The following is a 20,703-nucleotide window of genomic DNA, read 5'->3' on the forward strand; positions in this document are numbered from 1 at the left end:
ATGAAAAAGAAAAAAGGCCGTGTTACTTTACCGAGTGAAGAAAATTTTCTTAAGGAAACAAAAGAATTGATGGAACGATGGGGTGCGGATGCGATTCGCGATAGTGATGGAACGAAACTAGATGATGATATTAAACAATTGGATGCAAAAATTTATACGACTTATTTTGTTGCTCGAGCTCACAATGAGTTCGCAGAGAAGCACATGGATGAATGCCAGCAACTTTATTTAATGAGCTTATTCAATACTGCGCTTACTGACACCCTTGAAATTGATTTTATGAAAGGCTACTTTGAGGAACAGTTAAAGCCGGATTACGTTCACAACCCTAAAAAATACTGGGAGGTTATTGACCGGACAACCGGAGAAGTTGTTGACGTTAATGATTGGGAAGTAAATGAAGAGCAAAATCGTGTTTTGATTACGAAGGCGATTCCTTGGCATGAATATACGGTTTCATTCCTAGTCTATGCGATTTGGGATCCAACCCAAATGTACAATCATATTACTAATAATTGGGGAGATAAGCCGCATGATATTCCTTTTGATGTCAGGCAGCCACATTCCAATGAATTTATGAAAACCTATTTAAAACAATGGCTGACAGAAAATCCAGATACAGATGTGGTTAGGTTTACAACGTTTTTCTATCATTTTACCCTTGTGTTTAATAATCTTGGCAAAGAGAAATTTGTCGATTGGTTCGGTTATGGTGCTAGTGTTTCAGTTGCTGCTTTGGATGCTTTTCAAAAAGAAAAGGGCTATCGCTTAAGGCCAGAGGACATTGTTGATCAAGGCTATTATAATACTGCATTTCGAATACCAACTCCTGCTTTTTTAGATTATATAGATTTTGTTCATAAGTTCGTTGCTGAAGAAGCAAAGAAACTTGTGGATATTGTCCATGAAAGTGGAAAAGAAGCAATGATGTTCCTTGGTGATAACTGGATCGGTACAGAACCATATGGGAAATACTTTGAAAATATCGGATTGGACGCAGTTGTAGGCAGTGTGGGTGGTGGAGCCACGTTACGTATGATTGCAGATATACCACATGTTCGTTACACGGAAGGGCGATTCTTACCTTATTTCTTCCCAGATACTTTTTACGAAGGTAATAACCCGACGATTGAAGCGAATGAAAACTGGTTAACGGCGCGAAGAGCTTTACTACGGAACCCTGTTGATCGTATCGGCTATGGCGGTTATTTAAGTCTAGCTTATCAATTCCCAGAATTTATCTCTTATATTGAAAAAGTTACGGAGGAGTTTCGTGAAATTCATGACACGATCAAAGGCGTTCAACCATATAGCAGTCTTAAAGTTGCAATTTTGAACTCTTGGGGCAAGTTGAGAACTTGGCAAACACATATGGTTGCTCATGCTCTATGGTATAAACAAATTTATTCTTATTTAGGTGTTTTAGAATCCTTGAGTGGGGCTGCCGTGGAAGTTTCGTTCATTAGTTTTGATGATGTTATTAACGATGGGATACCAGCGGATATTGACGTTATCATTAATGCTGGCGATGTAGGCACAGCTTTTTCAGGAGGGGCTAATTGGATTAATGAAAAGTTAGTCACTACAATCAGGGCCTGGATGTATAATGGCGGAGGCTTCATAGGTATTGGCGAACCGACAGCCTATCAGCATGAAGGACATTATTTTCAATTGGCGAACGTCTTAGGTGTTGACAAAGAACTAGGATTTAGCTTATCCACAGATAAATATTTTATTAATCCTGTTGAAAATCATTTTATTTCTGCTGACAGTACCCAATTTGATTTTGGTGAAGGAATGAAAAACATTTATGCGTTATCAGAGAAAACCGAAATAATTGAATATTCGAATGGTGAGGTTCACCTTTCTAGTCATCCGTTTGGAGAAGGCAGAGCTGTCTATATAGCAGGGCTGCCATACAGCGAAGAAAATACACGTCTGCTGATGCGCGCGTTATACTATGCCGCCCATAAAGAAGGAGAATTTCAAAAGTATCATGCGAGCAACATTTATTGTGAAGTTCATGCATATCCATCTATTCAAAAAATGGTGATTGTTAACAACTCGATGATCGAACAAAAGACAGTTGTATATGATGGACAAGGAAACAGAAAAGAAGTGACATTGGCACCTAGTGAAATCAGATGGGAGGATGTTTCAAATGAAGGCTAGCGCTTTATTCATTATTAAAATTGTTGTGTTTATCGTATGTCTGTCTTTGATTATCATCTACCAAAAGACAGCTGGCAAATTCGAACTAGGTATGATGTTGATTGGATTAGCTGGTCTCTTAGGGCTACTTTATGACTACAATCGGAAATACGTATAAATCAACCTGGGCACGTGGATTGATCAAGGAATCGCACATATATGTTTAACGATAACAATTATAAACATTACTCAATACTTCAAATACAAACCTAGGGGTGCGGACAAATGAAAAAAGCAGTCGGCATTGATATTGGGGGAACGAAGATTGCAGCTGGAGTCATTTCGGATACAGGCGAACTGCTTGAACGTTCGGAAATAAAAAGTGATCCTTCAGATCGGGAAAAAATGTTTGGTAGAGTTGTAGAAGCTGTGGAACAAGTTCTCAGAAAATCATCGATTTCCATCGCTGATATCGAGGGTATTGGCGTTGGGGTACCGGGAAAAGTGGATTACGAGAAGGGAATTGCCGTTTTTCAAAATAATTTACCTTGGAGACAGTTTCCTATTTCAGTTCGTTTGCAGGAACAATTTGGTATCCAACGAATCACAATTGACAATGATGTCTATATGGCGGCTTATGCTGAATGGAAAGCAGCGCATGTAAAAAGGAATGAAACCTTTGTCTACGTGACTATAAGTACGGGAATATCTTGTTCTATCATTCATAACGGCTCATTTTTTAGGGGAGCAGGATTTGCTGGAGAACTAGGCTTGATCCCTGTCCTCTCAAAGGGGATCAATGAACGATTAGAAAAAATCGCTGCTGGGCCAGGGATCCAAAGAATAGCCGAAAGGGACTTACAGGTAGATACAATTTCAACAAAGGATGTTTTTGCTGGTTATATAAACGAGGTACCGGAATATCAGTTCATCATCAACGAAGTAACCGACTACTTAACTCAAGGACTTTATACGATTTCCTCCTTATTAGATCCGCACAAAATAGTTTTTGGCGGTAGTGTCATTGTGAAAAATCCATTTCTACTGGAGTTGATTAAAACGAAGCTGAAAATGTATCAGCTTCCTGAGCAACAACATCTTTTGGAGCAGATGAGCATTAGTACATTGGCACAAAATAATGGAGTTACTGGTGCAGGATTACGAGTGTTTGAAGGTATGTAATGAGGTGGCACCGATTTTCTTTTATGAAGAGAATGATCGTAAATAGGTAGAGGAGTGGACGAATATGTTTACATTAAGTCAAGAAAACTTAGTTTCGTTAGGTGCATCGATAACAACAGCGGAAATAAAGCGGCAGCCTGATTTATGGGCTGAAACCTTTGCTTTGTATATGGAGAAAAGCGAGGGGATTGAAGGGTTTTTACAAAAAATAGTAACGAAACACAATCGGGTTCGAGTTATTTTTACGGGCGCTGGAACGTCTGCCTATGTCGGTGATACAGTCACCCCTTATTTAATAGAAAAAGTCGATGAACAACAGTGGGAGGTACTAAGTATTCCGACAACCACGTTAGTTTCAAATCCTTATCAATTCTTCAAAAAGGATTATCCAACCTTACTCGTTTCATTTGCTAGAAGCGGGAACAGTCCGGAAAGTGTTGCTGCCGTACAATTAGCTGAGCAAATAGTAACGGATTTGTATCAAATAACGATTACTTGTGCGAAAGACGGTAAATTAGCCAAACGGGCAGTAGGGAATGAAAATAATTTATTGCTATTGATGTCTGAAAAATCAAACGACCAAGGATTTGCGATGACTGGAAGTTATACTTGCATGGCGTTAACAGCATTACTTGTTTTTGATTCTATATCAACTGAAGAAAAATCAAAGATAGTGAAAAAAATTCATCAAATGGGTGAAAGTGTCATTCAAAGAGAAGACGTCATCAAAGAGATAGTAGATTTTGATTTTGACCGAATTATTTACTTAGGTTCTGGTAGTTTAGAAGGCTTAGCGAAAGAATCACAATTAAAAATATTAGAACTGACAGCTGGAAAAATTGTTACCGCATTTGATTCACCACTCGGATTCCGACACGGTCCAAAATCATTTGTAAACGAAAAATCATTAGTTTTCGTGTTCGTTTCTAACCATCCGTATACACGTCAATATGATTTAGATATGTTAAAAGAAATGCAGCAAGACGACATTGCCAGTTATATTTGTGCCATCGAGGTTGATGGAAAAACTAATTATACCGGGAACAGATTTGTATTCGGCAGCGAGTCTCAGTCTGTACCAGATGCATACTTAACATTACCTTTTGTCATGATTGGGCAAACAGTCTCACTGTTAGCTTCCGTGAAAGTAGGCAATACACCGGATACACCTTCACCGACAGGAACAGTGAACCGTGTCGTTAAAGGTGTTACCATCTACGAATATCAGTAACTAGGATAGGAGAAACATACATGTCTATTTTTATTTTTGCAGATAAGTTTTTTCTTGAGGAGATGATCACAGGGCCTGGATTTTTAGAAATAAAAGACGGAAAATTTGGTATTTTTTCAGAAAACAAACCAGAGGAAACGACAGACATTATTGAGTATAGAGGATATTGGATCGCTCCTGGCCTAGTAGACACACATATTCATGGATTTAGAAATCACGACATTATGGACAATAGTTTTGGAGGACTGGACCAAATTTCGGTAGGACTCCTTTCTTGCGGCGTTACATCCTTTTTACCGACAACTTTAACTTCCTCAATAGAATCGTTAAATAACGTCGTTGAAATGATTGGTGCCAATTACACAAAAGTGCAAGGTGCAAAAATTAAAGGAATCTTTTTAGAAGGACCGTTTTTTACTGAAAAGCATAAAGGAGCACAAAACACGAAATATTTTTGTGACCCATCAGTTCATATGTTGAAAGTTTGGCAGGAATTATCAAATAATGCTATTAAAAAAATCGCGATTGCACCTGAAAGGAAAGGGGCAGCGGAATTTATTGAATATGCTGTAGGAGAAGGGATTGCCGTGGCGTTGGCCCATAGTGACGCAACTTATGAAGAAGCAAAGCAAGCGGTTGAAAAAGGAGCTTCCATTTTTATTCATACTTTCAATGGAATGAGCCCACTACACCATCGTGAGCCGGGGATGGTCGGTGCGGCCATGAATCTAAAAGATGTTTATGCCGAAATCATATGTGATGGACATCATGTTCATCCTATTGCCTCAAATATTTTAATGAATGTCCGCGGCAGAGAAAGGGTTGTAATGGTGTCTGATTGTATGATGGCTGGAGGTATGCCTGAAGGAATTTATCAACTAGGAGAGTTTACGGTGAAAGTAAAAGATGGGATGGCTCGTTTGGAAAGCGGAAGTTTAGCCGGGAGCATTTTGCAATTAAAAGATGCTGTCAAAAATGTCGTCCAGTGGGGAATTGCCTCGCCCGAGGAAGCAATTTACATGGCGAGTACTGCACCAGCAAAAAGTATTCAGCTCGATGGCGAATGCGGGAAGATTGCTGAGGGATATGCTGCTGACTTTATTGTGATGACGCCAGCGATGGATGTAACTGCTACCTATCTTGATGGTGTATGCCGTTTTCAAGCTTAAACAATTTTCTGAAAGAGGGAGTACCAATGATTTTATCTGTCACCATGAATCCATCGGTCGATATTTCCTATCCGATGCATGAATTAAAGTTAGATGTAGTTAACCGTGTGGAAACGGTTCATAAAACTGCTGGTGGAAAAGGTTTGAATGTTGCACGAGTAATTGCTCAAATGGATGAAGTTGTTCTAGCGACAGGTGTGCTTGGTGGTACGATTGGTGAATACATTATTCAAGAATTGAATAAAGTCAATATTCCAAATGACTTTTTAAAAATCAAAAAAGAATCAAGAAATTGTATTGCTATTCTTCATGAAGGGATGCAAACAGAGATTTTAGAATCTGGGCCGACATTATCTAAAGAAGAGGGAATTGATTTTCTAAAAAAATTCGAATATCTACTTACAACAGCTTCACTTGTGACAATTTCGGGTAGTTTGCCGAAAGGGTTACCAACTAACTTTTATTATCAAATGCTAGAAATCTGTCATAAAAATAGAATTCCAGTAATTATGGATTCGTCAGGGGAACCTTTAAAACAAGCGATGGTGCATAAAGAAAAACCATTTGCCATTAAACCAAATACAGCGGAATTATCTCAGCTGTTGGGCATTAACATGGAAGCGGGAATCATAGATCTGAAGCAAGCATTAAACCATGAACTATTTACTGGAATTGAGTGGATTATCGTGTCAATGGGTAGTGAAGGTGCATTTGTTAAGCACGGTGAGGACTATTACAGAGTTACGATTCCGAAAGTAGAAGTGGTCAATCCTGTAGGGTCAGGTGATGCAACAGTTGCAGGGTTAGCTGTGGCACTACATCAACATCAAACAGTGGAGACTGTTCTTAAAACGGCGATGACTACAGGAATGTTAAATACGATGGAAGTTGGAACTGGTTATATTAATGTGAATAAGTTTAAACAATACTTTGATCTCGTTAAAGTTGAAAAAATAGATTGATAGAGGAGAATGTTGATGCTAGAACTAACCAAAAATAAATTGGAAGCTCTAAAACGTTTATCTGCTGAAAATGGCATAATTGGGGCATTGGCTATTGATCAACGCGGTTCATTGAAAAAAATGATTGCGTCTGGCGGTGCAAGTCATGTTGGAGATGAAGGGATTATCCGTTTCAAAGAATTAGTTTCTGAGGAATTAACACCATTTGCAACAGCGATTCTTTTGGACCCGGAATATGGTCTACCAGCGGCTAAGGTCCGTGATAAAGAATCGGGCTTAATCGTAGCGTATGAAAAAACTGGATACGATGCGTCAGAAGTAGGACGGTTGCCGGATTTATTACCAGAATGGTCAGTGAAACGATTAAGGGAAGCGGGTGCCGACGCTATTAAATTCTTACTCTACTATGATGTCAATGAAGATGAAAAAATTAATAACTATAAACATGTCTATATGGAACGTATCGGATCTGAGTGTGCAGCTGAAGACATACCATTTTTCTTAGAGATTGTTACTTATGATGCTGACAGTGATGATGTAAAAAATAAAGCATATGCAAAAATAAAACCGTATAAAGTGATTGAGGCCATGAAGGAGTTCTCAAAACCACAATATAAAGTAGATGTATTAAAAGTAGAAGTTCCAGTAGATATGAACTATGTGGAAGGATATACAGAAGGAGAATGTGTTTACAGTAAAGAAAAAGCAGCTTCCTATTTCAAAGAACAAAGTGAAGCAACCGAGCTGCCGTTTATCTTCCTGAGTGCAGGAGTAAGCGCAAAATTATTTCAAGAAACATTAAAATTTGCAAAAGACTCCGGTTCTACCTTTAACGGAGTGTTATGTGGTCGGGCAACTTGGAAAGACGGTGTTATACCGTTTGCTATAGGCGGTGAACAAGCAGGTCGTGATTGGTTAAAAGATATTGGTAGAAGGAATACTGAGGAACTGAATCTCGTATTGAAAGAGACAGCTAATTCATGGTTTGCTAAAGTAAAAGTAACAGCTGAGCTTCAAAGTTAGTACAATATCTTTTCTTCCATTTTTAAAAGGAATGAAGAAAAATGAGTAGACATTCGTCTGCTCATTTTTTAGTTGCGTCCAGTTTGGTCACAAATTTTAGGGGGAAAGCTCAGAACAGTTAAGGGAGCAGTCATCATGACTAAGGGGAGGGGGAACAAACTTTACGTATAAATAAACCGAAGAATATTAATTATCCTATAAAATCCAATCGATTGAATGTAGTAAGACTCAATAAAAAACATACTTAAAAAGGTAACAATACCCTTATTTTATAAGCGTTTTAAAAAGACAATATATCTAAAAAAAGAAACAATATCTTTATTGAGTGGACACTAAAAAAAAACTATTCTAAACATAAGTGAAAGCGGTACCTTTCAGGTTTTGGTATATTTTAAAAATGAATGTGCAGGTATTGTTTTTAACTAAAATTTAAATTTCAAAGGGGGAGAAGAATTGGAGAGTAAGCATTTCAAGAGAGCTTTTAATACCCTTCTTGCACTTGTGCTAATTGTGCCGACATTTTTAGTTAGTATGATTGTGCCATTACATGTAGGAGCAAATGTGTCTAATCCATGGGTTACAATTTCATCTGGAGGAAACGAAATCAATGCATTAATAGAACAAAATGGGAAGTCCTATGTAAGGCTTGGAGCAGGTGCCGGAAATGATAATGGGGCTAAAGCTGCAATTTTTCAAGAACAAAATAAAATCGCTAAAGAATCGGGAACGATGGCGTATACCTTTACTCCAGAAACCAGTGGAGAAGATACTAGATTTGGTTTCTATCCTCACTATATTGATAATAATAACTTCGTTTTTGTAGGCTACGACTCACTTGGATGGTTCTATGAATATAAATATCAAGGAAAAGGTGATTGGTTAAAAACGAGACCGAATGTTTCACTTCCAGAGGCTGGGACCTCACATTCTATAAAAATCGATTATAACGCAACCACTTTGAATATTGCATTAGATGGAAAAGATTTATTTGGATCGGTTACTTTACCTAATGATGTAAATAACCTCCTTACAGGTAAGGAAGCAGTTAAACTCGGTGCTTTTGGAGATAAAAAAAGTCAAGTTCTCATTGAATTAGGAGCTGCACCTGGAGATGGAGGCACGGATCCAGGAGATGAAAAACTTGTCGACATTACGGATAATAAACTAGAAGAAGGCGACTTTAAAATTGTCTCAGGCGATGGAAAAGTCACTTATAATGAAGATGGTTCAGCAACTTTTGGTGTTACATCTACCCAAAAGAATCGAATTGTATATAACCAAATGAAAGCGATTAAAAATGGCGTTTTTGAAGCGGATGTTACTACTAATACTGATAAGATGAATCGCTTCGGATTAATCTATCGTGTTCAAAATGCATCTGCATACACTTATGTGGGAACAGGGGATACGAACGACCAGTATTTTGGTGAAACATTTGGACCTATAAACAATTGGACGTCGATGACTTCAAATGTACCGTTAAAAGCAAAACAAACATACCATTTACGTTTAGTATTCATGGACGATGTTGCAACGTTATACATTGATGGTAAAAAGGTAGATTCTTGGACTTTAACAGGTGATGTAGATCAAGCGGGGGGACTTGGGTTTGAAAAAAGCCGAGGAGCTGCCGATATTACGATTTCTAATATCAAAATCAAGGAATATAGTGCGCCAAAACCTCCAGATACTCCACCAGTAGAAGATACATTAAAGTCAAAGTATATGGATGTCACTATTGACCAAGTATTCCCGCGGGTTGTGAAATACAAAGTTGGCGATAAAGTAATGAATGGACAAGAATCACCTGTTTACGGATTGAAAGTAAATGGTGCACTATACTACCCTAAAGTAAGCTTTGAAAAGTTAAGCGATAGTGAAGTGCTATATACATTAAAAGTTGTGGATGAAATGAAAAATCTTGATGCTATATTTAAAGTATCTTTGAAAGTAAATGATAATAAAGTTATTTATAGTTTCGATGAAATTAAAAATAATGGTAGTGCAAAAATTGAAACAGTTGAGTTTGCTGATATGAACGTTATCTCAGTAAATTCGGAGCAAAAAGGTGCAAAAGCTAAATTAACGAATATAAGTACTGATGTTAGGAAATCAGGAGATGTGGATGTAAGCGTAGATTCTTCCATGGGAGAAATAGGTACATCTACTAAAAATTATACTGCATTTTTGTCAACTGACGAATTGAGTGCGGGTGTATGGTCCAGCTCAGAAGTAGATGGCTATAAAAACTTAGTTGCAAATCGATATGTAAATAAAAATGGTTCTAAGGCAATGGGGATAAGTTCTAGTGCACTCTATTACCAAAGAGATTTTATGTCAGAACCACAAAAAAATAAACCAACTATTAAAATAGCTATCGCTAAAGATTTGAATACTGATAATAAGACAGATTGGCAAGATGCGGCGATTGCATACCGTGATATTATGCAAGACATTAAAGGATATCAAGATGTAAACAATAATGTTGGAATGCGTATTGCAATGAATTTCGGATCACAAGCACAACAACCATTCTTAAAAACAGCAGATAATATTAAAAAGGTTGCTCTTGCTACAGATGAATTGGGGCAGGCTGTTTTATTAAAAGGATATGCAAACGAAGGACATGACAGTGGTCATCCGGATTATGGTAATGTAGGTGAGCGTATGGGGGGCGTGAAAGATTTGGATACGCTTATTAAAGAGGGGCGTAAGTATAATACTCAATTTGGTGTCCATATCAATGCGCAAGAAGTTTATCCTGAAGCGAAAGCTTTCAACAATGATTTTATTGACCGTCCAAATTCTTTAGGATGGGGATGGTTAGATCAATCTTATACAATTAATAAATTAAAAGATTTGTATTCAGGTGCGCGTGCGAAAAGACTAGATGAATTGAAAGCTGCTGTTTCAGATCTTGACTTTATTTACTTGGATGTATGGTATCAAAATCAATGGGAATCAAATAGAATAGCAGAACAATTTAAAGATAGAGGCTGGAGATTAACAACGGAATTTGGTGGTTCTATGGCCAATTATTCAACGTGGCAACACTGGGCTACCGATAAAAACTACGGTGGACCGGAAAGCAAAGGTATCAACTCAGAAGTACTACGCTTTATTAGCAATCACCAAAGAGATTCTTGGGTGTTGAATTGGCCTGAAGTAGGAGGAACTGCTGATCATCCATTGCTTGGTGGATTTGAATTAGCTGGTTTCGAAGGGTGGCAATCTGATAAGAATTTTGATAATTTTATTCGCATGACATTTGATACAAATCTACCTACTAAATTCTTACAAAAATATTATGTAACGAATTGGACAGCTGTAGAAGGGGATAAAAGCAAGACAAACTTAGAAAAGGAAATAAAATTGAAAGACCCAAGTAATGGGGATGTTGTCGATGTAACTAGAAAAGACAATTCTAGGGAGCGTGTTATTACACTAAATGGAAACGTTGTACTTGATGGACACACGTATTTAATTCCTTGGGTGAAACAAGACTTTAAAAAACCAACTTCTAATTCTGAAAAACTATATCACTGGAATTTGGAAGGTGGTACAACTACTTGGACACTTCCAGATGAATATAAAGATGCTTCTACTGTTTATGTATACAAACTGACAGATCGCGGTAGAGCAGATATGAAAGAAGTCAAGGTCGTAAATAATAAGGTAACTTTGACAGCTAGTGCCGCAACTCCTTATGTTGTTGTACCAAAAAGAGATAAAGGTTTGGAAATTCTTGATTATGATTGGAGCAAGGGTGCTCATATATATGACGCGGGATTCAATACAGGAAAAGTAAGTGCATATACAACTATTGAGGGGGATAACAAAGCTGTAAGCGCCGTCAGAACAAATCAAACTGGAAGCAACCGTAATGTAAGTAGTGGAGATTACTACTTGAATATTGATAGTCCATCGAAAGATACAACTGTTTCCCGTGTTCTTACTGGTTTGGAACCAGGTAAAGATTATGTAGCAGAGGTATATGTTGAAAATAATAGTGATGTAAAGGCCGGAATTACAGTAACAGGTGGGAAAGAAGACGTTAACAATTACACACTTCGAAGCCTGCAAAAGAACTATGTTAAGGCAGATTCACATGCCTCAAATGATGGATACAATAGCAAAATGCAAAGCATGCAAGTGAGCTTTACAGCTGTAACAAATAAAGCTAAATTAACTCTCAGCCGTGATTCTGGAAAAGGAAACACAAAATTTGATGATATTCGGATCGTTCAAAAGTCCTTAAAAAATAATGTCTCACCGACGGAATTTAAACAAGATTTTGAAACGGTGGTACAAGGAATTTACCCATTCGTTATTGGTAACACAGAAGGGGTAGAAGACAACAGAATTCATTTGTCTGAATTGCATGCTCCATATACGCAAAAAGGATGGGCTGGCAAAAAATTAGTCGATGATGTATTAGGTGGAAATTGGTCTGTTAAAGTGAACACTGGAAACAAAGGTTTGCTGTACCGTACTATTCCTCAAAATTATCGTTTCGAACCTGGCGTAACTTATAAAGTATCATTTGACTATCAAACGACAGCAAATGCATTCCGCTTTATTTCAGGGGATCAAGAAATTGATGTTCGAGACATTGCGAGTGCAAAGGGATTGAGTGTGAATAACACTCTTACTGCATCTACTGATACAAAAACAGCAGAGTTTACTGTGACAGGTTCTGAGAACGGTCAAACTTATGTTGGGATTTTCAGTGATGGAACGAATTTAAACGGGGATACCGGAGCAGGTACGTTTATTTTAGATAATTTACGTATTGAAAAGGTGACTTCAGGGGGAGAGACAGAGAGGTAAAAATCTCTATTAAGATAAAAGTAGTTTTATCGTTCGAGTAATATTGCGAATGAAAAGAGGGTGACCTAAAAGTAGCTGAGTAGCTATATGGGTTAACCTCTTTTTGATTTAAGTATGTCATCACAACTAAATGATGGAAAGAAAGGAACGATACTCTTATGTTTATCCCGCATTTAACAGGCAGTAAGACCCCCACCTCAAAATGCAGCGAAAGCAAAGAAGTTAGGTGGGGGATCAACTGCCCGTAAAAGCCCGATTGGCTCAACTAATAATCAGTGGGGGAGGAACAAAACCCCCACTGATTAAAGTTTCACTTTATAGATTATAAAAAATAAGGTGTCTCCAAAAGATCATTTGTAATGACCTTTTGAGACAACCTCTTTCAAATTATAACAACTGATTCTATTTATTTGACACTACTTCAATAACTAGATTATCAAGCATAATATCTTTATAACCGTTAAAGTTAGCTTGTGAGCCTTTCACACCGTTAGTATTAGCTGCTTTATTAGTGGAATAAATCCCAAACCAGCTTTGCCCCGATTCATCTCCTGTTAAAGTAAAGGAATATGTGCCAGCTTTTGTATTCTTATCACTGCTTGCGGTTGATTTTAATTCCTCCTTAGTTAATACTCCTTTTTCTTCAAATGGAGCATTACCTGTCACTACTGCATACGTTCCATCACTACCTGCTTCATAATCAAAAGTAATTTTATACGTTACTCCTGGTTTAAATGTGAAGTTTTGAGGGATAGTTTGGTACACAAGAGCATCACCTTCCGTTAATCCATTTGTTTTAAGTGACCATTTACCTGCGATAACATCATTTACTATTTTTTGGTTCCAACCTCTTTGTGTATATGGTGCATGTAATTCAGACAGGTGTGTTCTATTATCTTCTACGCCTTCAATATTACCAATTACAAACGGATAGATGCCTTGTACAACATTTTCAAAGTCTTGTACGAATTTATTATTGCTTACTTGGTTTTCGGCATTACTTTCCACGATGCGAATATCATCAAAGTAACTTGCACCATTTCCAGCATCTCTAGATAAATCAATTGTTACATCGGATGTTTTTTTACCAGTTTCAAAAAATACATACATGTTTTGGAAGTAACTTGTTCCATCCACAGTTGAAGTCATTTGACCATCAGCTTTTGCTTGCTCAGAGCCTAGTGTATTATGTGCGTATGCTCTTACATAGTTTTTAGCGATAGATTTACCAGTACTATTCGTATACTGTTTGTCGTTAGAAGTAATTGTGATGCTTGCTTGTGCTTCACTTCGGTTGTCTATACCAACATATGCAGCATACTTTGTATTAGGTTTTAGGTCTGTTAATTTTTGAGTAACATTTACTTTCTTTTTATTATTGGAGATTGTTAGCATATTATTATTACCTTCACTCTTCGTAATCTTAACTGCTTTTGAGTCTCCTTTGATTTTCCAATCTTTTAGGGAATTGCTGTTAAATCCAGTATCTATAAGATGCATTCCTTCACTCCATTTAACATCTTTATTGGATTTTGGCCCTTTATAAATTACATATGCAGTAGATTTTTTTGCATCTAATGTGATTTTTCCATTTTCAATTTTAACATTTTTCATTTTCTCTTTACCTAATTCTGTTAACTCATACACTTTAACGGTACCTTGCCAACCAGTAGGGACAGTCCACGTTGTTTTTCCACCGTTTGTGTTCCAGTGATATAATTTTTCATTATCTGCTGATAATTTTTTACCATTTTGATCCCAAGACCATGGGAATAAATACTTTTCGTCACCAGGTTTACCTTCAAATATTTGCTTGCCATTTAATGTCATAGTTCTCGTTCGATAGCCATCTTTATCATTTGCAAAATCATTTGATTTTCTTTCAATTGTAAGTGTATTTTCACTAGATTCGTCCTTTAATACTGTCTTCATACCTGGTACCCAGTTGTAAGTTTGTTGTTTATCATCTATCATTTCAACTGCTTTTCCATTTTCCCACTGTGTTACTTTATAATGTTGAATGAATTTGCTTGGAACATTCACCGCAAATAAGTTATCAATATACGCTTTGTAGTCACTTCTACCTTGCCAACCTTCAAAGTCTTTCATACTGTATCCACCTAATAATGGAGCATCTGCGTCGCCTCCATACTTAGGATAGTTACCAATCCATGCATCTTTTTGATGGTTTTTAATGAAACGAGTGATGGTACTATTAATACCTTTTAAGGTATACCCGCCGTAAGTCAAATCGGCTGCCCAGTGTTGGAATGTGGAATCGTACTCGTTCGCATATCCCCACTCACTGCCTAAGCGCCAACCTAAACTATTTATTTCTTTACTTAATTGACGGCTCGGCCATGTACTATTATCACCTGACTGTCCATTACCCCAAACGTCTACATAAATAAAATCTAATTCATTCTTCTTGCCACCAAGAGCATCATATAAATCTTTGAATCGTTGTGCTCTGCCATTTCTTAAATCATAATCAGCATTAATGTTTATTCCTTGATCGATCCAGTTCCAACCATACTTATAAGTTCCATCTGGATTTTTTAATAAACGATCTTCTTGGAAATATTTTGACTCTGGATACGTTTCACTTGCATTCACATGAACACCAAAAGTTGCCCCATATTCTTTACCCCTCGTTAGCAATGTTTTCATGTCCTTTGCACCGCCAATTCGGGTTCCAATGTCAGCATAGTTTAAATGACCAGAATCATGCCCTTCACTACCATAACCTTTTAGTAGAATAGATTGCCCTAGTCCATCAGTATTTAGGTGAAATTTTTTCACTCCGTCTAAAGCCATTAAGAAAGGGTTTTGGGCTTGACTGCCAAAGTTCATGTTCACACGGTAACCAACTAGGTCTGGAACTTTTTCTGCTCCTAGAGGTTCGTTCATAATTTTCCTATAAGCAATTGCTCCGTCTTGCCAGTTTATTTTTTTATCATCATTAGCGTCAGCAGTAATGACAACCTTCACAGACGGCATTTCATCTACCTTATTAACTGTCCCGTCCTTTAGCTCTAGAGTGCCATCTTCTTTACGATGTTCTTCTGACTTTTGATACGTCCAGAATGTACTACTTAGACCAATTGTTTTTTTTTCAGCACTATTAGTCGTAGCGCTAGCCGTAATTCTTTGAGCGTCAGTCTTTGCAGCATAAGAATCTGGAGCTAATTTTTTTACTAAACTATTCTCCGTATTAGACCATATACTTGCACTTAATTCATCAGTAGAAAGAAAAGCATACATATATCCTTTTTGCTCTTCATCTTTCGTAATTAAATTTTCATCAACCTTTACTTGTCTGTCACCATTGATATGTGTATTTGTTGACATCTGTACACCATCTAGCACTGCATCTTTTTGACTGTTATTTACAGAAATTAAATGATGATTTGGAATTTCAATAGTTTTTACGATTTTGTTGTCGACGATCTTTGTAATATTGAATGCTAATGTATTCTCTTTAACAACCATCTCAGCAGTAATAACCGCAGAAATATTGTTATTAGTGTCTATTACCGTCATTTCATATACAACTTTATCTGATAAAACTTTTGCTTTTACTTTCGGTTTTACTGCTACGTCATTAATAAGGATTGTATCTAATGCCTCAGTCTGTCCGTAAAAAGTCTTTCCTGCTCCATTTCCAGATTTTAAATCGTATTGAATGACTCTTGGAAAATTCACATCAACAAGAACGTTCATTTGATTAGATGAAATAACCGCATTTGGGCTTTGAAAAATGGTAACTACTCAGCTTCTTCAAATAAAAAAACAGGCCAAATACATGTTTCCGATTCGAAAACATGAAAAGAAAATACTCCAATAAGAGAAAGAATCTAGATCAAATAGAGAATTTCTCTTATGAAGTTGTGCGATTCCAAGGAACCGTTCCGGTTTCTATAACCTGGCCTATTGCTCGTAAGACAGATTGTTTTTGTTTTTTCATGGTAGTTATAAAGCTTCGTATCTGACAAAAAGATTCTGCGCCTTTCTTACTTCGAAAAGTCCCAGACACTTTCTGTTTGACTTTCGTCATTCGAATATCCCGTTCCGCTTGATTATTGTCAAATGGAATGTCTGGATGTTCCAAGAATGCTAGAATTCTATCAGCATATTTGACGAAGCGATTCCATAAATTTTGAGCAGGCGTCTGCTTTCCTTTCTTTTTTAATTTTGCAGAAAAGACTGGTTGTTCTTTCAATATGGCTTGATAGACAGTAAACAGATTCTGTTGCTTTGCTTTTGGCAGACTTCCTTTGTATTGTTTTTTCAGCGTTAAAGCTTGCGTGAGAAATTTCTGCATCTGTTGAGCCCATTTTTGCCCCGTACTATCTATAATTCCTTGCAAATCTCGTAAGAGATGGGCATTGCATAATACATGTCGACAATCTGTATACGCATCATACGATTTCCAACCATCATGCATCGCAATTCCAGAAAAAGACGGTAAAATTCCGCCTGCATCCATTGCTTCTTTTCCGCGTTTTTGATGAATATGTTGCAAGGTCACCTCCGGTGTACTAGCGGTATGTAACCATTGTGTTTTATTTTTTACTCGCATACCGGTTTCATCAAAATGGACAACAGAAGACTGAAGGATCTTGTCTTTTACTTCTTGAAGAAAGGGCTGCAATTGAGCCGAAAAACTGTTTGTATGATTGACTAACGTTCCTTCACTAATCGAATGCCCAAAATAATCTTGAAAGAATTCTTTCGTTCGTTTCAAAGAAAGACACTGATAATGCGTTAAATAGGGAATCAGTCTTTTTATATTTGGACCATATTGAACAGGACGAGAGACAGTAGAAGGAAATTGTGATTCTTGGATAGAATGGCAATGTGGGCATTCTTTTTGTGACACTTTATGTTCTGTCACTTCTATCTGGATAGGTGGTAAATCATACACTTGGCGAATGCGGTATCCTTTTACAGGTTCTTGGTGTAAGGAAGTGTTACAACAAGTACAATGTGTAGGAGAATAGGTAATCGTATGGTCCGGAGTCGTTGTCAAATAAAGCGTATGTCCTTTGTGGCCCAACTGGCCACCGGTTTGACGATGAGACGGTTTGCGCAAACTTTTTGTAACGGGCTTACCCAAACCATCTGTAGAAGGTGGATTATGACTATTTTTGGAGTTTTTTTTGAAGCATTTTCTGAAGCATTTTCTAGTTCTTGTATACGTTTTTCTAACTTAGAAAATGTTTCTTCAAATAAAGAAATAACAGCTTCAGGTCCTTTTTTATATGCATCTAAAATGATTTTTCGATGGATCATCCTATTCACCTCCCTGTTTGATATACTCAGTATTTACAAATGGGAGGCATATGAAACAAGTAAAATAAAAAAAGACACCAAAAGGTGGCTGAGTAGTTACGAATGTATGTACGAATCAGAGGCTGCATAATTTAAACTTTCTGTGCCTATTTTATTGACGTAACATCACTTTTTTCAATGTTTTCTTGTGCCTTTCACACATTTGGATGGCACCCTCTCGGTCTGTTATGTTCGCAGTTGTTACATCAATCGTATGAATGAGACCGTTCGTATCTACAGCGATATGACGTTTGATTCCTAACACTTTCTTTCCAGCATCATAACCCTTTTCACCAGCTATCCATGTGTTTTTCACGCTTTGTGCATCTACGATGCAGAATCTTGTCTGATTCTTACGTCCATCTTGCTCACGATAGGTTTCAACCAATTTTTTTATGCACTTTTTCGAGAAGACTTATACCATTCTCGTTTGTTTTTCGCCAAATCTGATAGTAGAAATACACCGTTTGCCAGTTTGGGAAGTCACTTGGTAGATTGCGCCATTGGCAGCCTGTTGGTAAGCACGTACAGAACACCGCAGAATACCTCATATAAATCAACTGTGCGTGGACGCGTCCTTTTTCGTGCGTGTTCCAAATCTTCTCGAATGAGTTCAAACTGTTCACGTGAAACGTTACTTGTATAATTATGTATCATAGATAAATATCCTTTTTTGTACAGATTATACCATAGGTTCTAAACAGGTTCTTAGGGTTAATCGCTATTTTAACATTTCATTTTCCACTTCTAATTGTCGAATCTTAGCTTCAGGATCTTCGGGTCTAACCCTTGGTCTACCTAAACCTGTTCCTTTCGCTTTACCGCGTTTTTCTTCTAGTCCTTTGATTCCTTCAGTTTCAAAGTGTTTCACCCAACGACTTACAACCGAGTGATGAATACCTAATTATTTCGCAATGGTTTTATGGCTCATGCCTTCTTTTAAGTATAAATCTATAGCCTTTTTCTTAAATTCTACATCGTAAGAGACTCTAATTTTCCCCATAAAATAATCCCCTTATAGTAAACAGGTTAATGTGCTTTCATTTTCCTGTTTACTATAAGGGGATTATATCATTTTAAGAGGTTTTTTTATTTATATAAATATTAACTATTTGTTTTTGGTCAATAAAACCATTTATTTAATTCGTTCTATTAATACTTATATTTTTGATACCAGGCTTGTTTAATACGTTAAAACATTATACAATTAGCGAGGAATTACAGAAGATATTTATATATACATAAATATTACCTAGTTACATGTATAGCTTAAATTGGTATATGTAATACTAAAACCAAGGTGTATTATATGGGGTATAACACCAAATATTATGCATATTAATACTAAAAGAGACGGTGATAAAAGTTGAAGTGGAACAAATACGCTATAAAATTTGGAAAGATTGGGAATATTGTTGGAGGGATATATGCTTTGTATAGATGGCTGATTTTGCAATTACCTGTAGGATCCGAGCGAGTGATCTTACTTCCTGAAAACACATTCAATATTTTCCCTATTGTATTAGCAGGTATAGGACTTACTGGGTATTCATTATATAAATTATTTTCACAATCATTCTTTTTTATTTGGAGTATTTCTATGTTTAATGCTCTTTTTTTAATAAGTCATGAGGTTTACTTGGCACGTATGAGTACAATAACAGTAAATGATAAAATAGGATATCTAATTGCACAGTATCTTTTTGATACAGCACCATGTATTTACGTTATCTGTATTACTTTATCAGGTGTTTTTTTATATCATCCCAAATTAAATAAATCAGCTAAGTCTATATAGTGCTATGTAGAAGGATTGTAAAACGGAACAATAGACTCAATAGTTACAAATATCTCCCTCGAAATATAAAAACGACGTAACTACTCAGCTTAGTTAAACAAAAAAGGTAACTACTCAGCTTCCTCAGACAAAAAAGCATGCTAAATACATGTTTCCAATTCGAAAACATGAAAAAAAATATGCCCATAAGAGAAAGAATCTAGATCGAATCGAGAATTTCTCTTATGAAATCGTGCAATTCCAAGGAACCGTTCCGGTTTCTATAACCTGACCTATCGCTTGTAAGACAGATTGTTTTTGTTTTTTCATGGTGCTTATAAAGCTTCGTATCTGACAAAAAGATTCTGCGCCTTTCTTACTTCGAAACGTTCCAGACACTTTCTGTTTGACTTTCGTCATTCGAATATCCCGTTCTGCTTGATTGTTATCAAATGGAATGTCTGGATGTTCTAAAAATGCTAGAATTCTGTCAGCATATTTGACGAAGCGATTCCATAAATTTTGAGCAGGCGTCTGTTTTCCTTTCTTTTTTGGTTCTGAAGAAAATACTTGTTTTTCTTTTAATATAGCTTGATAGGCAGTCGACAGATTCTCTTGCTCTGCTTTTGGCAGGAGTCCTTTGTATTGTTTTTTTAGCGTTAAGGCTTGCGTTAAAAACTCCTGCATCTGTTGTGCCCATTTTTCTCCGGTACTATCTATAATTCCTTGTAAATCTCGTAAGAGGTGGGCATTACATAATACGTGACGACAATCTGTATACGCATCATATGATTTCCAACCATCATGCATCGCGATTCCAGAAAAAGACGGCAAGATTTCTCCAGCATCCATTGCTTCTTTTCCGCGTTTTTGATGAATATGTTGCAATGTCACCTCCGGTGTACTGGCAGTATGTAACCATTGTGTTTTATTTTCTACACGCATACTGGTTTCATCAAAATGGACAACAGAAGACTGAAGGATCTGGTCTTTTACTTCTTGGAGAAAAGGCTGCAATTGAGCCGAAAAACTGTTTGTATGATT

Annotated in this window: 10 protein-coding genes and 4 pseudogenes; 9 read left to right on the forward strand and 5 right to left on the reverse strand. The window is 36.9% G+C overall.

Annotation, left to right across the window (positions count from 1 at the left end):
* The 8 genes from gnpA to QCI41_RS28585 all read left to right on the forward strand — a co-directional run bounded on the left by gnpA (position 1) and on the right by QCI41_RS28585 (position 12,548).
* Positions 1-2,172 (forward strand): 1,3-beta-galactosyl-N-acetylhexosamine phosphorylase, encoded by a 2,172-nt coding sequence (gnpA, locus tag QCI41_RS28550; protein ID WP_353836044.1) that lies wholly within the window; start codon positions 1-3, stop codon positions 2,170-2,172.
* Positions 2,162-2,329, forward strand: a complete 168-nt coding sequence (locus tag QCI41_RS28555) for a DUF6903 family protein (RefSeq protein WP_016129204.1) — start codon at positions 2,162-2,164, stop codon at positions 2,327-2,329. Before gnpA ends, QCI41_RS28555 begins: the two co-directional genes overlap by 11 nt.
* A 107-nt stretch (positions 2,330-2,436) precedes the next feature.
* Positions 2,437-3,333, forward strand: a complete 897-nt coding sequence (locus QCI41_RS28560; protein ID WP_046954980.1) for an ROK family protein — start codon at positions 2,437-2,439, stop codon at positions 3,331-3,333.
* A 64-nt stretch (positions 3,334-3,397) separates the two neighbouring features.
* Entirely contained in the window at positions 3,398-4,564 is a 1,167-nt protein-coding gene (locus tag QCI41_RS28565; RefSeq protein ID WP_353836043.1) for an SIS domain-containing protein, read from the forward strand.
* A 20-nt stretch (positions 4,565-4,584) separates the two neighbouring features.
* The gene (gene nagA, locus QCI41_RS28570) at positions 4,585-5,733 is read left to right on the forward strand and encodes an N-acetylglucosamine-6-phosphate deacetylase (protein WP_353836042.1); all 1,149 of its coding nucleotides are present in this window, start codon (positions 4,585-4,587) and stop codon (positions 5,731-5,733) included.
* 26 nt (positions 5,734-5,759) lie between these two features.
* On the forward strand, positions 5,760-6,695 hold the full coding sequence (lacC, locus tag QCI41_RS28575) for a tagatose-6-phosphate kinase (RefSeq protein WP_353836041.1): 936 nt from the start codon (positions 5,760-5,762) through the stop codon (positions 6,693-6,695).
* A 15-nt stretch (positions 6,696-6,710) separates the two neighbouring features.
* A complete protein-coding gene (gene lacD, locus QCI41_RS28580) occupies positions 6,711-7,718 on the forward strand; it encodes a tagatose-bisphosphate aldolase (RefSeq protein ID WP_000891849.1) in 1,008 nt (335 codons plus the stop codon).
* 453 nt (positions 7,719-8,171) lie between these two features.
* Positions 8,172-12,548 carry an endo-alpha-N-acetylgalactosaminidase family protein gene (locus QCI41_RS28585; protein WP_353836040.1) on the forward strand — a complete coding sequence of 1,459 codons (4,377 nt, stop codon included), beginning with the start codon at positions 8,172-8,174 and terminating at the stop codon, positions 12,546-12,548.
* A gap of 402 nt (positions 12,549-12,950) precedes the next feature.
* Here the strand turns inward: QCI41_RS28585 and QCI41_RS28590 are convergent.
* From QCI41_RS28590 to QCI41_RS28610, 4 pseudogenes are all read right to left on the reverse strand, one after another.
* Positions 12,951-16,310, reverse strand: a pseudogene (locus tag QCI41_RS28590) (endo-alpha-N-acetylgalactosaminidase family protein); the annotation flags it as partial.
* A 118-nt stretch (positions 16,311-16,428) separates the two neighbouring features.
* Positions 16,429-17,843: pseudogene (gene tnpC / locus QCI41_RS28595) on the reverse strand (IS66 family transposase).
* Positions 17,844-18,009: 166 nt separating this feature from the next.
* Positions 18,010-18,539, reverse strand: a pseudogene (locus QCI41_RS28605) (IS5 family transposase); the annotation flags it as partial.
* 64 nt (positions 18,540-18,603) lie between these two features.
* Positions 18,604-18,885: pseudogene (locus QCI41_RS28610) on the reverse strand (transposase).
* Between the two features lie 363 nt (positions 18,886-19,248).
* On the opposite strand from QCI41_RS28610, the gene QCI41_RS28615 reads away from it, so the two are divergent.
* A complete protein-coding gene (locus QCI41_RS28615; protein WP_353836037.1) occupies positions 19,249-19,680 on the forward strand; it encodes a hypothetical protein in 432 nt (143 codons plus the stop codon).
* Between the two features lie 222 nt (positions 19,681-19,902).
* Here the strand turns inward: QCI41_RS28615 and tnpC (QCI41_RS28620) are convergent.
* Positions 19,903-20,703, reverse strand: an 801-nt coding sequence (gene tnpC, locus QCI41_RS28620) for an IS66 family transposase (protein WP_353839242.1), incomplete at its 5' end; no start/stop codon positions are given.

Origin of the sequence: Bacillus cereus group sp. MG4 (assembly GCF_040460055.1) — a bacterium.
GTDB classification, from domain to species: domain Bacteria; phylum Bacillota; class Bacilli; order Bacillales; family Bacillaceae_G; genus Bacillus_A; species Bacillus_A wiedmannii.